Genomic DNA, 15,628 nt, shown 5'->3' on the forward strand with positions numbered 1-15,628 from the left:
CCCGAGGATCCGGCGGACGCGCCCGGGATGCAAGCCACCCCGCGCCCAGACTGTCGCAGGTCCCAAGCCCCGGAAATCCTTGCATCCCGGGCGAAGTTTCCGATAGGAAACAAGCAAGGCCTCCGGGCCACGACTCAGACCGGACTGCGCGCATGTTGAAGCAGACGCCCCTGCACAATCTACATCTAGAGCTGGGAGCCAAGATGGTCCCCTTTGCCGGGTGGGAGATGCCCGTGCAATACCCCACCGGGATCATGGCAGAACACGCGGCCTGCCGCACGGGCGCGGCCCTCTTCGATGTCAGCCATATGTGCCAGCTCGAGATCACTGGCGATGACCCGGCCACGGCGCTGGAGCGGCTCGTCCCCGGGGGCATCACCAGCCTCGCGCCGGGGTGCGCGCGCTATACCCAGCTCACCACGGCAGAGGGCGGGATCTATGACGACCTGATCGCGACCCGGACCGAAGCCGGGCTCTATGTGGTGGTGAACGCCGCCATGGCCGATCAGGACGTCGCGCTCCTGCGCCATGGCTTGCCCGATTGCACGCTCCACCAGCTCGAAAGCCGCGCGCTGGTGGCGCTTCAGGGCCCGGAGGCGGCGGATATCGTCGCGCCGCTGCTGCCCAATGCCGGTGACTTGCGCTTCATGCAGTCCTGCGAACATGCGTGGGAGGGGCACATCCTCCGTGTCTCGCGGCTTGGCTATACGGGCGAGGACGGGTTCGAGATCTCGCTGCCAGCCGAGGCCGCCGATCCCTTCGCGCGCGCCTTGATCGCTGCCGGGGCGGTGCCCACCGGGCTTGGCGCGCGCGATACGCTGCGGATGGAGGCAGGCCTGCCGCTTTACGGTCAGGACATCGACCAGTCCACCTCGCCGCTGGAGGCCGGCCTGGGCTTCTCGATCCCGAAACGTCGCCGGGCCGAAGGCGGCTTTCCCGGCGCGACCCGGATCTGCGCCGAGGCCGAAACCGGCCCGGCCCGCCAACTCGTCGGTTTGCGCCCCGAAGGCCGCGCCCCGGTGCGCGCCGGGGTCGAGATCACGACGCCCGGGGGCGCGGCGCTCGGTCATGTCACCAGCGGTGGGTTTTCACCCACGCTGCAGGCCCCGATCTCCATGGGCTATGTGGCGGCGGACCATGCCGCCCCGGGCACCGCGCTTCACGTGATCCTGCGCGGCAAACCCAAGCCCGCCACGGTCACCCCGCTTCCCTTTGTTCCGCACCGCTACAAACGTTGAAAGGCCAAGACGATGCCCACCATCTATTTCACCGATGACCATGAATGGATCGAGGTCGAGGAGGATATGGCCACGATCGGCATCACCAAGCATGCCGCCGAGCAATTGGGCGAGGTCGTCTTCGTCGAGCTGCAACCCGTGGGCGAGACCTTTGCCAAGGGCGACGAGATCGGTGTGGTCGAGAGCGTGAAAGCCGCCTCGGATATCTTCGCCCCCGTCACCGGCGAGATTGTCGAGGCCAATGAGGCGCTGGTCGAGGCGCCTGCAGATCTCAACGAGGATCCCGAGGGCGCGTCCTGGCTCTACAAGATCAAGCTGACCGATGCGGGCGAACTTTCTGAGCTGCTCGACGCCGATGCCTATGCCGCGCTGACCGAGTAACGCCGCCTCATTGTTCTGAAAATACTCCCGCCGGAGGCGGTCCCGCACCCCGCCTCTGGCCCTGCCGCCCACCGCAAGGAGACCAAGATGGGTTTTTCGCTGACGGACTACGCGCCCTATGATTTCGCCAATCGCCGCCATATCGGACCCTCCCCCAAGGAGATGTCACAGATGCTTGCGGTGCTGGGCGTGCCTTCGCTCGAAGCGCTGATCAACGAGGCCCTGCCCGAGGGGATCCGGCGGCGCGATCCGCTGGCCTTTGGCCCGGCGCTGAGCGAGCGGGACACCCTGCACCGGATGCGGGAGCTGGCGGATAAGAATACGGTGCTGACCTCTCTGATCGGGCAGGGCTATTGCGGGACGCATACGCCGCCGGTGATCCTGCGCAACATCCTCGAAAACCCGGCCTGGTATACCGCCTATACCCCCTATCAGCCCGAGATCAGCCAGGGCCGGCTCGAGGCGCTGCTGAATTTCCAGACCATGATGGCGGATCTGACCGGCCTGCCGATTGCCAATGCCTCGCTGCTCGATGAGGGCACGGCGGCGGCCGAGGGCATGGCCATGGCGCAGCGCGCCTCCAAGTCCAAGGCAACAGGCTTCTTCGTGGCCGAGGATTGCCATCCCCAGACCATCGAGGTCATCCGCACCCGGGCCGAACCGCTCGGGATCGAGGTGATTGTCGGGTCTGTGGACGCGCTGGACCCCGAGGCGGTCTTTGCCGCGCTGTTCCAATACCCCGGCAGCTATGGCCATGTGCGCGACTACAGCGCACAGATCGCGGCGCTGCACGCGGTCAAGGCGCTGGCCATCGTCGCGGCCGATCCGCTGGCGCTGACCCTGTTGAAATCCCCGGGCGAGATGGGGGCGGATATCGCCATCGGCTCGACCCAACGCTTTGGCGTGCCCATGGGCTTTGGCGGGCCGCACGCGGCCTACATGACCTGCGCCGAAGCGCTGAAACGGGCCATGCCCGGGCGGATCATCGGCGTTTCGGTGGATGCGCGGGGCAACAAGGCCTACCGCCTTTCCCTGCAAACCCGCGAGCAGCATATCCGCCGCGAGAAGGCCAATTCCAATGTCTGCACCGCGCAGGCCCTGCTGGCGGTGATGGCGTCCATGTACGGTGTCTTCCACGGGCCGGACGGGCTCAAGGCCATCGCCCAGACCGTGCATCGCAAGACCGCGCGACTGGCGGACGGGCTGACCGAGCTCGGCTTCAAGGTCGCGCCCAAGGACTATTTCGACACGATCACCGTCAAGGTCGGCGCGATGCAGGGGGTGATCCTGGCCGCGGCCCTGCGCGAGGGGGTAAACCTGCGCAAGGTCGGGACCGACCGGATCGGGATCACGCTCGACGAGCTGACCCTCGGCAGCACCGTGGAGGCCGTCTGGCGCGCCTTTGGCGCGGTGGACATGACCTATGACAAGACGCGGATGGTCTATCACCTGCCGCAGGAGATGCTGCGCGAGAGCAGCTACATGACCCATCCGATTTTCCACATGAACCGCGCCGAGGCGGAGATGACCCGCTATATGCGGCGGCTCGCGGATCGGGATCTGGCGCTGGACCGGGCGATGATCCCGCTGGGCTCCTGTACGATGAAGCTCAATGCCACGGTCGAGATGCTGCCGCTGACATGGCCGGAATTTGCCAATCTGCACCCGTTCGCCCCGGCGGATCAGGCCGCAGGGTATGCCGAGATGATCACCGAGCTGTCGCAGATGCTCTGCGATGTGACGGGCTATGACGCCATGTCCATGCAGCCCAATTCGGGCGCGCAGGGCGAGTATGCGGGCCTGCTGGCGATCCGCGGCTATCACCGTGCACGGGGGGAGGCCGAGCGGAATATCTGCCTCATCCCGACCTCGGCCCATGGCACGAACCCGGCCAGCGCCCAGATGGTCGGCTGGAAGGTCGTCGTCGTGAAATCGGCTGAGAATGGCGATATCGATCTCGAGGATTTCCGCGCCAAGGCCGAACTGCATTCCGACGCGCTTGCGGGCTGCATGATCACCTATCCCTCAACCCATGGCGTGTTCGAGGAAACCGTGCGCGAGGTCTGCGAGATCACCCATGCCCATGGCGGGCAGGTCTATATCGACGGGGCCAATATGAATGCCATGGTCGGCCTCTCGGCGCCGGGGGATCTGGGCGGGGATGTGAGCCATCTCAACCTGCACAAGACCTTTTGCATCCCCCATGGCGGGGGCGGCCCGGGCATGGGCCCGATTGGCGTGAAGGCCCATCTGGCGCCGCATCTGCCCAGTCATATCACGCGCGAGGGCGCCGGGTTTGGCGATGTGGGGGCGGTGGCCTCGGCGGCCTATGGCAGCCCGTCGATCCTGACGATCTCCTATGCCTATTGCCTGCTCATGGGCGGGGCCGGGCTGACACAGGCCACCAAGGTCGCGATCCTGAACGCGAATTACATGGCCAAGCGACTGAGCGCGGGCTTCCCGATCCTCTATGCCAATGATCAGGGGCGGGTGGCCCATGAGTGCATTCTGGACACGCGGGTTCTGGACAAGATCGCGGGGGTCAATGTCGAGGATGTGGCCAAGCGGTTGATGGATTGCGGTTTTCACGCGCCCACCATGAGCTGGCCCGTGGCAGGCACCCTGATGGTGGAGCCGACCGAGAGTGAGCCCAAGGCCGAGCTCGACCGGTTCTGTGACGCGATGCTGACGATCCGCGAGGAGACGGACGCGATTGCCGCCGGGACCCTCGATGCCAAGAACAACCCGCTGAAACGCGCGCCTCACACGGTGGAGGATCTGGTGGGGGAGTGGAACCGGCCCTACAGCCGGGAGCAGGCCTGCTACCCGCCCGGTGCGTTCCGGGTGGACAAGTACTGGCCCCCTGTGAACCGCGTCGATAATGCCTTTGGCGACCGCAACCTCGTTTGCACCTGCCCGCCGGTGGAGGATTACGCGGAACCCGCGGAATAGGGTTCGGGGGGCTCCCGCCCGTCGTTGCCGCGCCATGCGGCGCAGCGCCTCCCGTTGGGCGTGGCCCGGTGCTGTCGCACCGGGCGGACCCGCCTTGTTTCCAGGGCGCGCGTGTCGGGATCCGGAAAACCATGTCGCACAGGGGCGGTGGATCTGCCCCGTGGCGCACTAGGTAAGGACCGAGGGAGGGCGCCCATGTTTCTGAGCATTTTCGATATCTTCAAGATCGGGGTCGGCCCGTCGAGCTCGCACACGATGGGGCCCATGGTGGCCGCCGCCATGTTCCTCAACGATTTGCGTGGGGGGCGCGAGAAGGAGCCCGGGGCGGGAACCGTGGCCGCCCTGCAGGCCACGCTGCATGGCTCGCTCGCCTTCACCGGCAAGGGGCATGCCACGGATCGGGCGGTTTGCCTCGGGCTTGCGGGCTTCGTGCCGGAAACCTTGGATCCTGTCGCGGCGGAGGCAGCGCTGGCGGCCATGCGCGCCGAGGGGCAGGTACGCCCCGACGCCCTGCCGGAGCTTGCGTTTCACCCGGAACGGGACGTGCTGTTTGACTATGACACGACCCTGCCCGGCCATGCCAATGGCATGGTCCTGCGGGCCTATGACCAGACCGGTGCCCTCTACATGGAGGAGGTCTTTTACTCGGTCGGCGGGGGCTTTGTCCTGCGCGGCTCCGAGATCGCGGCGGCGGATCATGGCGGGGCAGAGGCGTTTCATGACGAGAAGGCCGCGCAGGGATATCCCTATCCCTTTGGCTCGGCGGCGGAGATGCTCGAGATGGGCGCGGCTTCGGATAAACGGATCTCGGAGATGAAGCATGCCAATGAGCGCGTCCATGGCGACCCGGATGCGGCGATCGCCCGGGTACGCGACGTGATGTTCGCCTGCATGGATCGGGGGCTAGGCACGACCGGCATCCTGCCCGGCGGGCTCTCGGTCAAGCGCCGCGCCCACGGGATCCACGAGGCACTGAAGGCGGGGCAGGGGCTCAACCTCTCGCAGCCCCATGAGGTCAATGACTGGCTCTGCGTCTACGCCATGGCGGTGAACGAGGAAAACGCCGCCGGGGGGCAGGTCGTCACCGCACCGACCAATGGGGCAGCCGGGGTGATCCCGGCGGTGCTGCGCTACTACCGCGACCACTGCATCGGCGCGACCGAAGCAGGTGAGCGCGAGTTCCTGCTGGTGGCTGCTGCGATCGGTGGGTTGATCAAGCACAATGCCTCGATCTCCGGCGCCGAGGTGGGCTGCCAGGGTGAGGTCGGCTCCGCCGCGGCCATGGCTGCCGCCGGGCTCTGCGCCGCGCTGGGCGGATCGAATGCGCAGGTGGAAAACGCTGCAGAGATCGCGCTGGAGCATCACCTCGGCATGACCTGCGACCCGGTGGGCGGGCTGGTGCAGGTCCCGTGCATCGAACGCAACGGCCTCGGCGCGATCAAGGCGGTGGCCGCGGCCTCGCTCGCCTTGCGCGGGGATGGCACGCATCTCATGCCGCTGGACAATTGCATCGAAACCATGCGCCAGACCGGGATCGACATGTCTCACAAATACAAGGAAACCAGCCTCGGGGGCCTCGCGGTCAACCTGCCCGAGTGCTGAGAGTGCCGCCGCGCTGCAATGTCTTAAGTCTCCAAATATCCCGGGGAGAGCGCGAGAGGGGCTGACCCCTCTCGCCCCGGGCGACGCGCGTCAGCGCGGCGCAATGGCGATACGTTACTCTCGCCCGCGCAGGGTCCGCGCGGGCCGGGTCGCCAGCGGGCGCAGGGCGAAGGCGAGCCCCGCCAACAATGTGGCCGCGGCCCCGCCGGTGACAATCGCCAGAGCCGAAATCGGCTCGAACCGGTAGCTTGTCTCCATCACAAAGGTCATCACGCCCCAACCGGCCAATCCGCCCGCAAGGATCGCGACCAGCCCGGCTGCCAGCCCGAGAAAGGCTGAGCGCAAGGCAAAGCTCGCAAGGATCCGCGCCCGGGTGGCACCCACCGTCTTGAGCACGGCGGCTTCGAACACCCGCGCCCGCTCCCCCGCTGCTGCCGCCCCGATCAGAACGACGAAGCCGGTGATCAGCGTGGCCGCCGCGCCATAGCTTGTGGCCGCGGCCAGCCCGGACAGGGCCTCGGTCACCCGGTCAATGGCGTCGCGCACCCGGATCGCGGTGATGTTGGGCGCATCTGCCGCCACATCGCGCAAAAGCTGCGCCTCGGCCTCTTCGGCGGCATAGACCGTGGCGATATGGGTATGGGGCGCGCCAGCCACAGCAGCGGGGTTCATCGTCAGCACGAAACCGATCCCTGCGGTCGAAAAATCCACGACGCGGAAACTGGTGATCTCGGCTTCGATATCGCGGCCCAGAATGTTCACGGTCAGCCGGTCGCCCAGCTCGAGACCGAGCTCCAGCGCCTCTTCCTCGGCAAAGCTGATCTGGGGCGGTCCAGAGTAATCCTCGGGCCAGAAGGCCCCCTCGGTGATCCGCGTGTCCGGGCCGAGGGCAGCCGCGTAGGTGATGCCCCGGTCGCCGCGCACGACCCAGTGATCCCCGGCCACCTCGCGCGCAGGCTGGCCGTTGATCTCGGTGATCACGCCTCGCAGCATCGGCGCGGTATCCACGCGCCGCACATCCGGATCGCCCCGCGTCCGGGACAGGAAATCCGGCAGCTGGTCGGTCTGGATATCCACAAAGAAGTAGCTCGGCGCGTCCTGCGGCAGCTCTTCGGCGATGACCGTGCGCAGGTTGCTGTCGATCTGCCCCACGGCTGCGAGCACGGCAAGGCCGAGACCGAGCGACAGCACGACAGAGGTCGTCTCGCCTCCGGGGCCCCCGACCGCGCCGAGCGCCAGCCTCAGGGCGGTGCGCCCGCGCACGATCCTGGACCGGGCCAACCGGCGCGCGGCCCGCCGCACGAGCCACGCAGCCCCGATCAACAGCACCAGCGCCCCGGCAATGCCGCCGACCGAACCCATGGCCAGCGTCGGAATGCCCGAGAACATCACCGCACTGCCCACCAGCGCGAGCACGGCGAGGATCACGGCGGCGAGGTACTTCCCGCGCGGCCAGTGAAACTTGGGCGTAGAGGCATCGCGGAAGAGCTCGGCGGCGCGGACCTGTTCGGTGCGCGCAAGCGGCCAAAGCGTGAAGACAAGCGCCGTCAGGATCCCGTAAAGTGCCGCCTCGGCCAGCGGACCGGGATGCACCCCGAAGGCGGCGGGAATGGGGAGGGTCTCGCTCAGGATCGGGGCCGCCAGAAGGGGGATCGCTGCGCCAATGGTCAGCCCTGCGGTCACGCCAAGCGCCGTCAGAACGCCGATTTGCATGAGATAGGCGGCAAAGATCGTGCTGCCCTCGGCCCCAAGGGTCTTGAGCGTCGCGATCACCGGCGTCTTGCCGTCCAGATAGGCGCGCACGGCGGCGGAAATCCCGACCCCGCCCACGGCCAGCCCCGCAAGGCCGACCAGCACGAGGAACGAGCCGATCCGTTCGACAAACCGCTCGACCCCCGGGGCGGCATTGCGGCTGTCACGCCAGCGCATGCCACTGTCGCGGAACAGGCCCTCGGCGGTGTCCTCCATCTCCTGCAGGTCGGTGCCCACGGGCAGGGAAAGGCGGTACTCGGTCTCAAACAGGCTGCCGGGGCCGATCAAGCCGCTTTCGGCCAGATCCTCGGTGCGCACGATGGTCGTCGGGCCGAGCCCGAAGCCGCCTCCGGCGCTGTCCGGTTCCCGTTCCAGCACGGCCGAAAGGCGAAACTCCTGGGTGCCAAGCCGGAAGGTATCGCCGATCTGGAGCCCCATCCGGTCCACGAGGATCTGCTGGATCACCGCCCCGGGGATCTCGCCCCCGAGGGCCGAGACCAGCGGGATATCCGGGCTGAGCACCACCGCGCCCTTCAGCGGGTAGAGGTCATCGACCGCCTTCACCTGGGTCAGGCCGCGCTCGGGCCCATCGGGCCCGTCCACCACCACCATGGAGCGAAACTCCACGATTTCAGAGACCTCCAGCGCGTTCTCGTCCATCCAGGCGCGCTCGCTCTCGGTGGCGAAGCGATAGGTGAACTCCATCTGGCCATCGCCGCCAAGGATCACCGCGCCTTCGCGCTCCAGCCCCTGCTGGATTGCCACGCGGACAGAGCCCACGGCGGCAATCGCCGCCACGCCAAGGGCAAGACAGAGCAGAAAGACCCGAAACCCGGCGATCCCGCCGCGCAGCTCGCGTCGGGCGATCCGGCCCGCGACCGCGAGGCTCATTCCGCCGCCTCACGCTGGGCGGTGGTGTCGCTGTCCACCCGCCCGTCGCGCAGGCGAATGACCCGGTCACACCGCGCGGCCAGTTCGCGCGCATGGGTGACCAGCACCAGCGTCGCCCCGTGGCGGTCGCGCAGGCCAAAGAGCAGATCCATGATCGCCTCGCCGGTTGTGCCGTCGAGATTGCCCGTGGGCTCATCGGCCAGCAGAAGCTTGGGACGGGGGGCTGCGGCGCGGGCCAGGGCCACACGCTGCTGCTCGCCACCGGACATCTGGGACGGGTAATGGTGCAACCGGTCCGCCAGCCCGACCGAGGCGAGCTCGGCCTCGGCACGCTCGAACGCATCGGCGGCCCCGGCCAGTTCAAGGGGGGTTGCCACGTTTTCCAGAGCGGTCATGGTGGGAATGAGGTGGAAGGATTGGAACACGACGCCCATATGATCCCTGCGGAACCGGGCCAATGCGTCCTCGTCGAGCCGCGTCAGGTCATGGCCAAGGGCCAGCACCTGACCGCCGGTGGCACGTTCGAGCCCCCCGAGCACCATGAGGAGTGAAGATTTGCCCGACCCCGACGGCCCGATGAGCCCCACCGTTTCCCCGGTTGTGACCTCCAGCGAGATGTCATGCAGAATGTCCACCGGCCCCGCATTCCCGTCCAGGCGAAGCGAAACATCGGTGAGCGACAGGACAGCGTCTGACATGGGCGGGGATCTCCGAGCGAAGGGGGTTGCAAGGGCATATGGGGCGCGTAGGGCGTTTCGCAAGGCGCGGGCAGGGCTTGCCGGGCTGGCGGGCGCGGTTTGGCTGGCGCTCAGCCCGGCCATGGCGGAGCCGGTGACGGTCGCGGCCCTCGGCGACAGCCTGACCCAGGGTTATGGCCTGCCGCAGGCGGACGGGTTCGTCCCGCAGCTGCAGCGCTGGCTCGAGGCGCAGGGCGAAGAGGTCGCGCTGATCAATGCCGGGGTCTCGGGCGATACCACGGCGGGCGGGCTCAGCCGGGTGGACTGGACCCTGACGCCCGACGTGGATGCGATGATCGTGGCGCTGGGCGGTAACGACCTGCTGCGCGGGATCGACCCATCGGTGAGCCGCGCCAATCTCGACGGGATCCTCGCCAAGGCTCAGGCCCGCGGGCTGCCGGTGCTGCTGGTCGGACTGGTGGCACCCGGCAATTACGGCCCCGAGTACAAGGCATCCTTTGACGCGATGTACCCGGAGTTGGCCGAGACCTATGGCACGCTCCATGTGGACAGCTTTCTCGGCGCGCTGACCGCGCAGGTGGATCAGGTGCAGGCGGTGCGCGATTACATGCAGAGCGACGGGATCCATCCGAATGCCGATGGCGTGGCGCTGATCGTCGAGGCGCTCGGCCCCGAGGTGCAGGCCCTGATCGACCGCGCGTCGCCCTAGTATTCGGCCACGGCTTCCAGGGCGCTGGTCAGGAACCGTTCCAGCGTGCGGGCATCGATCGGCTTGTTCAGCAGGTCCACATCCCGGGCCGCGCATTGGGCGCGAAGCTCGGGCGATCGGTTGGCCGAGATGAGCCGCGTCGGCAGCTTGCCATGGCGCGCGTGGATCTGGTCGATCAGGTCGAGCCCGTTCTCGCCGTCATCCAGTTGGTAGTCGATCAGCATCGCATCCGGCGCGATCTCGATCTCGTCCAGCAGGGCAATCGCCTCTTCCGCGCCATGGACGTCGAGCACCGAGATGTCCCATTTCTCAAGCAGGAGCGTCATCGCCCGGCGCAGTTCGAGATCATTCTCGACCAGCAGGACGATCATGCCCGAGCCCGCCAATTGCCCGCCGGTGATCTTGCTGAGCGATCCGGGCAAGGTCAGGTGCGGCTGGTTCGAAAGGGTCACATTCACGAAAAAGCCCGAGCCCTTGCCCACCACGGACCACAGGCCCAGCGGGTGGCCCAACCGGGCACAGGCCCGCTCCACGATCGCAAGGCCCAGCCCCAGCCCCTCGGAGGCGCTGGCCTTGGCATCCAGACGCTCGAACTCCTGAAAGATGATGTCCTGCTTGGTCTCTGGGATGCCCGGGCCCGTGTCCCAGACCTCGATCCGAAAGGAATTCCCGTTGCTGCGCGCGCCCACCAGCACCCGGCCCGTATCCGTGTAGCGGATCGCGTTCGAGACCAGATTGGCCACGATCCGGCGCAGGTAGGAGGTATCGGATTCCACCACCGCCGAGCAGGTCAGCACCTTGAAATCCAACCCCTTTTGCGCGGCAATCGGGGTGAATTCCTCGCGGATCGTGTCGAAGATCGTGTCGAGCCGCACGGAGGTCACTTCGAGCGAGGCCATCCCTGCCTCGAGCTTCGAGATGTCCAGAAGGGCGTCAATGATGTTCTCGACCGAGTTCAGCGCCCGGTGCGCCTTGTGGGCGATCTCGCGCGTGGCCGAGCCGGTCTCGGGCCCGTCCAGCGCCGAGACATAGAGCTTGGCCGCCGAAAGGGGCTGCAACAGGTCATGGCTCGCCGCCGCCACGAAGCGCGACTTGGAGGCATTCGCCCGCTCCGCCGAGGAGAGTGCATCCTCCAGCTCCAGCGTCCGCTCCATCACGCGCTGTTCAAGAAGCTCGTTGACCTCAAACAGGGTGCGGGTCGCCTCGCGCTCGGCGGTGACGTCGGTGAAGCTGATCACGAACCCCCGGTCGGGCATTTCCTGTGCGAAAACATCCAGGATCAGCCCGTCCCGGCGCTTGACCTCAAAACTGATCGGCTTGCGGTCGCCATCCTCCATCACCCATTGCCATAGGCTGGAGCGTTTCTCGGCCGCCTCCGAGGTGGTTTCGGATTCGAACCGGTCGAGCAGGGTCTGGAACTGGGTGCCGAGGCGAAAGCGGTTGACCGGCAGGGTCAGCAACGTGCCCACCCGCTTGTTCCAGCCCATCAGGCGGGCGTTGCGGTCGAAGATCACCACGCCCTGGTTCAGATGGTCGAGCGTGGCGCGGATCATCCGGGACTGGCCGTCGAGCAGCTTGTCGCGCTCTTCCCGCTCCAGCCGCATGATGTCGGTGACATCGGTCTGCATGATCACCGTTCCGCCATCATGGGTGCGGTGTTCCGACACCTGTACCCAGCGGTCGCGCACCATGCGGACATTGAACATCACGTGGTTGTCCTGGTGCCGCTTGAGCCGCCGCTCGGCCCAGGCCTCGGGCGACAGATCCACGGGCAGGGCGAGGAACCGGCTGTGGCTCACCAGCTCGACATAGCGTTTGAAGGTCAGGCCCGGCGACAGCTCCGCCTGCAGGTCGAGCATATGCATGCCGAAGCGGCTGTTGCACATGACCAGCTCGTCCTGTGCATTGAAGAGGGCGAACCCCTCCTGAATGGTCTCGATCGCACTGGACAGGTCTGCCCGCGCGCTCTCGGCGGCCCGATTGGCCTCGGCAAGCCGGGCGTTGGAATCGTTGAGCAGATCCAGCGCATGTTCGAGATCCGCCGTGCGCTGGCGCACCTGATCTTCGAGCAGGGCGGCGCGTTCGAACTGGCGGTAGGCGACGCCGGTCTTGTCGGTATCCTGTTCGACCCGACGCATGAGCACATCCGTGATCTGGCGCAGCTTTTCATTCTGCCGCTCCAGCGAGTCACTTGGATCGATCAGCCAGTCCGTCATTCGCGCTCCCGGGTTGGTCGCCTTGGGGTGCAGGCGGATAGATCGCCACGCCGGTCATCGTATGATTGACATGCATGGCGTTCAATTGCTCACCATAGGTTGAAAAACCGACAACGCAATGCTCGGCCAGCGTGTTCGAGATCCGGCCCATCATCTGCTTCTGCCCGGCCTCCAGCCGGCGCAGGATGCAGTCGCAGGCGATGATGCCCGCAGGCTTGCCACCTTCGGCAAGCGCATCGAACTCGCGTTCGAGATGGGCCACCAGATCATCGGGCTCGGCAAGGGTCAGCACCAGCCCCTCGTCGATGGCCGAGAAAAACACCAGATCGCCATCCTCGGTGACCTGTTGGATCGCGCGCACATGATGGGTGCCGCCAATGGTCACCACCACCGGATGGGCGGCAAAGGTGAAGGGGCCGAGCTGCTCGGGGTCCTTGCCCAGCACGCGGGCATATTCCCGGGCCGCCGGGGCGGCGTTCAGGCTGTGGACCATGCGGCGGCTGGGATCGGCATCGGTCACCACGAGACGCCGGTCCGTCGGGGTCAGGTGGTCGAGGCTGAACACCTTCACCGGGCAGAGCGTCCGCACAAAGGTCACGATGGCCGCGTTCTGAAACGGGGTGCCGTTCAGCGAGACGAAGGTTTCCTCGAACCGCGCGCCGTCGCCCGCCGAGCCGCCAAAGAGCGGCATGGGGCCAAGCCCGGTGGCCAGACCAAAGGCCAGCTCGTCCTCCTTGAGCGACAGCCCGTCGATCATCAGGAAGGCAAACTCGTTCTCCCAGGTCTCGGCGCGGCGCGTCAGCTTCTGACGTTTGCGGATCGTGCGCCCGATCAGCTCCTGCGTGTCGATCTTTTCCAGCGTGTCGATCAGCATGGTCTCGACCGCAAAGAGCGCGGAGGGCAGGCCGACGGCCACGATCTCATCCTCGGTATAGCCTGAGGCCGAAATCTCTCCGGCGGTGGTGCAGGCCAGCACCGGGGTGTCGCCAAAGAGCTTGTCGGCCCGGGCGATCACATCGCGGAAATCCGTGGCCGGGGTGACGAAGAGGATGACAAGGGCCAAAGGCTCGGTGCACAGGGCATCGCGCAATCGGGTCATCGCATCGGGTTCATCGCAGCGTATATGGGCCTGCAAAAAGGCCTGTGGCGCGCCATCGGGCGTGCTGAGCATCTCCGCGGTCCCCCCTTCCAGCCCCCGTCCTCCCGGAAGCTGTCCTCAAGGCCCGGCGGGTACGCCGCTCAGGCCATCGAGCTGTTCTCGTTCGCCACAAAGTTGGCGAAATTTGCCTCTTGTGCAATCAAAACCGCCTGCGTGCGGCTTTGGACGCCCAATTTGCGCATAATCGCGGTGACATGCGCTTTTACCGTCGTTTCGGCAATAGACAGGTCATAGGCGATCTGTTTGTTCAGCTTGCCCGCGCAGATCAGCTGCAGGATTCGCGCCTGCTGCTTCGTGAGCAGACCCAGCCGGGCGAGCGCTTCCTCGGCATTGTTCTGCGGTCCGTCCCGGTCCGAGGTGGGCACATAACTGTCAGGTGTGAAGATCGCGCCCTTCTGGATCGCCTCGAACGCATCGCGGAACACGTCGCGCTTGGAATGCTTGGGCACAAAGCCCGCAGCCCCGACCCGCAGGGTCGACGAGATCATCCGGTTGTCCGCCATGGACGACACCACGACCACGGGCGTTTCCGGCGCCACGGATTTCAGACGGATCAGCCCGTCGAGCCCGTTCACATCCGGCAGGTTCAGATCGAGGATGATCACATCCGGGTGCACATCCTCAAGCTGGGTCAGGGCCGCTTCCAGATGATCGGCCGTGTTGATGGCATCGATGCTGGCCACCGTTTTCAGGGTCATCGAGAGCGCATCGCAGAACAACGGGTGATCATCCACGATCATCGCTGTCTTGAAGACTGTTGCCACCATCGCCTGTTGTCCTTTTGCCGTCCGGTCGGGCCTCATGGCTTCTGAGGCGGCCGGTTCTTGACTTTAATCATAAGAAAAAACTGCACGAGGAAAACCAAGCCATTGGTCCCATAGCCGCGTCGTTGCGACTCTGCATCGGGGGGTGAACACGGCCATTCGTTAAGATTTCGCGGTATTTTCCGCGATCATCGAGATCATTTCAAACAGGATGGCCGAGGCGGTCAGGGCCGTGATCTGGTTCGGGGCGTCCTTGGTGGGCATCATGCAGACCACGTCCCCGCCGATGATGTTGAGCCCGCGCACCGCGTGGAGAAGGCCCACGGCCTCGTCGATGTCAAAACCCTTCTCGCCCGGTTCGAGATTGGAGACCGCAGGCGCGATGGTCGGGTCGAGGCAGTCGAGATCGAAGGTGATATAGACCGGGCGTCCGGCCAGCGTCTCGCGGGTCTGGGCCACCACCTCGGCGAGGCCACGGCGGCGGAACTCCTTCATGGTGACCACGTTGTAGCCGTACTCGTAGGAGGGCTGCAGCCAGTCGAGCGTGCGGGCATGGCCGCGCAATCCGATCTGCATCGAGTGGGTCGGGTCCACCTGGCCCTGATCTGCGAGATAGGCCCCCCAATGGGCCGCCGATTTCTTCGCGCCGAGGAAGTGATCGACCTTGGTGAAGACATCCGTATGGGCGTCCAGATGGAGGAAGCAGACCTTCTCGCCGCCCGCCAGATGTCCGTTTCCAAGGGCCTGGACGATCCCGCCGGTGATCGAATGGTCGCCGCCCACCGAGACCGGGCGCGCGCCGGCCGCGTCGATGCCTTTGTAGAAGGTGGTGATGTCGGCGATGCAGGCTTCGTTGTCATTGGCCCGGGGCAGGGGGACATCGCCGATATCCACGATCCGAGCGGCGCTCCAGGGGTCAAGGTTGAACCCGCCATGCATCCGCCGCGCAACGCTGGAGACGTTGCGCACGGCGCGCGGGCCCAGATGCTGGTCGCGCTCGGTCGTGCCGTTGCCGCTGGAATGGGGGACCCCCACCAGCGCGATATCCGCGCCTTCGGGTGGTTCGTTGGGGCAGCGGAACATGGTCGGGATGCCCCACCAGTAGAGGTTTTCCATCATGGCTGTCTGGTGGGGGTCGGTCATGGGGGGCTCACAATTGGGGGTGGGTGTCCCGGCAGCCTAGACCACGGACCTGCTTGGCGTCACGCAGGGTTTGGCAGGCGGGTTGTGCGGGACGTGGCGCGCCCCACAAGTTGGGGGCGCCCC

General features: G+C 66.4%; 11 protein-coding genes. 5 read left to right on the forward strand and 6 right to left on the reverse strand.

The window, feature by feature from the left end; translation table 11 throughout:
- The first annotated feature begins 152 nt into the window (after positions 1–152).
- The 4 genes from gcvT to ACP15I_RS17630 all read left to right on the forward strand — a co-directional run bounded on the left by gcvT (position 153) and on the right by ACP15I_RS17630 (position 6,173).
- On the forward strand, positions 153–1,238 hold the full coding sequence (gene gcvT / locus ACP15I_RS17615) for a glycine cleavage system aminomethyltransferase GcvT (protein ID WP_424976089.1): 1,086 nt from the start codon (positions 153–155) through the stop codon (positions 1,236–1,238).
- Between the two features lie 12 nt (positions 1,239–1,250).
- Positions 1,251–1,619, forward strand: coding sequence for a glycine cleavage system protein GcvH (gene gcvH, locus ACP15I_RS17620; RefSeq protein ID WP_424976090.1), 369 nt, complete (start codon positions 1,251–1,253; stop codon positions 1,617–1,619).
- An 87-nt stretch (positions 1,620–1,706) separates the two neighbouring features.
- On the forward strand, positions 1,707–4,571 hold the full coding sequence (gene gcvP, locus ACP15I_RS17625; RefSeq protein WP_424976091.1) for an aminomethyl-transferring glycine dehydrogenase: 2,865 nt from the start codon (positions 1,707–1,709) through the stop codon (positions 4,569–4,571).
- A 195-nt stretch (positions 4,572–4,766) separates the two neighbouring features.
- A complete protein-coding gene (locus ACP15I_RS17630) occupies positions 4,767–6,173 on the forward strand; it encodes an L-serine ammonia-lyase (protein ID WP_424976092.1) in 1,407 nt (468 codons plus the stop codon).
- Positions 6,174–6,287: 114 nt separating this feature from the next.
- Here ACP15I_RS17630 and ACP15I_RS17635 read toward each other — a convergent pair whose 3' ends face one another.
- Both ACP15I_RS17635 and ACP15I_RS17640 read right to left on the reverse strand, forming a co-directional pair.
- A complete protein-coding gene (locus tag ACP15I_RS17635; protein ID WP_424976093.1) occupies positions 6,288–8,816 on the reverse strand; it encodes an ABC transporter permease in 2,529 nt (842 codons plus the stop codon).
- Positions 8,813–9,514: an ABC transporter ATP-binding protein gene (locus tag ACP15I_RS17640; RefSeq protein ID WP_424976094.1), complete on the reverse strand. Its 702-nt coding sequence runs from the start codon at positions 9,512–9,514 to the stop codon at positions 8,813–8,815. The genes ACP15I_RS17635 and ACP15I_RS17640 overlap by 4 nt, the downstream gene beginning before the upstream one ends.
- Between ACP15I_RS17640 and ACP15I_RS17645 the strand changes: the two genes are divergently transcribed.
- Positions 9,513–10,223 (forward strand): arylesterase, encoded by a 711-nt coding sequence (locus tag ACP15I_RS17645; RefSeq protein ID WP_424976095.1) that lies wholly within the window; start codon positions 9,513–9,515, stop codon positions 10,221–10,223. The two genes, ACP15I_RS17640 and ACP15I_RS17645, sit on opposite strands and share 2 nt — an antisense overlap.
- Here the strand turns inward: ACP15I_RS17645 and ACP15I_RS17650 are convergent.
- The 4 genes from ACP15I_RS17650 to ACP15I_RS17665 all read right to left on the reverse strand — a co-directional run bounded on the left by ACP15I_RS17650 (position 10,220) and on the right by ACP15I_RS17665 (position 15,505).
- The gene (locus tag ACP15I_RS17650) at positions 10,220–12,439 is read right to left on the reverse strand and encodes a PAS-domain containing protein (RefSeq protein ID WP_424976096.1); all 2,220 of its coding nucleotides are present in this window, start codon (positions 12,437–12,439) and stop codon (positions 10,220–10,222) included. The two genes, ACP15I_RS17645 and ACP15I_RS17650, sit on opposite strands and share 4 nt — an antisense overlap.
- The gene (locus ACP15I_RS17655) at positions 12,411–13,610 is read right to left on the reverse strand and encodes an FIST N-terminal domain-containing protein (protein ID WP_424965626.1); all 1,200 of its coding nucleotides are present in this window, start codon (positions 13,608–13,610) and stop codon (positions 12,411–12,413) included. The genes ACP15I_RS17650 and ACP15I_RS17655 overlap by 29 nt, the downstream gene beginning before the upstream one ends.
- Positions 13,611–13,678: 68 nt before the next feature.
- Positions 13,679–14,365, reverse strand: coding sequence for a response regulator (locus ACP15I_RS17660; RefSeq protein WP_424976097.1), 687 nt, complete (start codon positions 14,363–14,365; stop codon positions 13,679–13,681).
- A 159-nt stretch (positions 14,366–14,524) separates the two neighbouring features.
- Positions 14,525–15,505 carry an arginase family protein gene (locus ACP15I_RS17665; RefSeq protein ID WP_424976098.1) on the reverse strand — a complete coding sequence of 327 codons (981 nt, stop codon included), beginning with the start codon at positions 15,503–15,505 and terminating at the stop codon, positions 14,525–14,527.
- Positions 15,506–15,628 lie beyond the last annotated feature (123 nt).

Source organism: Dinoroseobacter sp. S124A (genome assembly GCF_049801015.1).
Lineage (GTDB): Bacteria > Pseudomonadota > Alphaproteobacteria > Rhodobacterales > Rhodobacteraceae > Dinoroseobacter.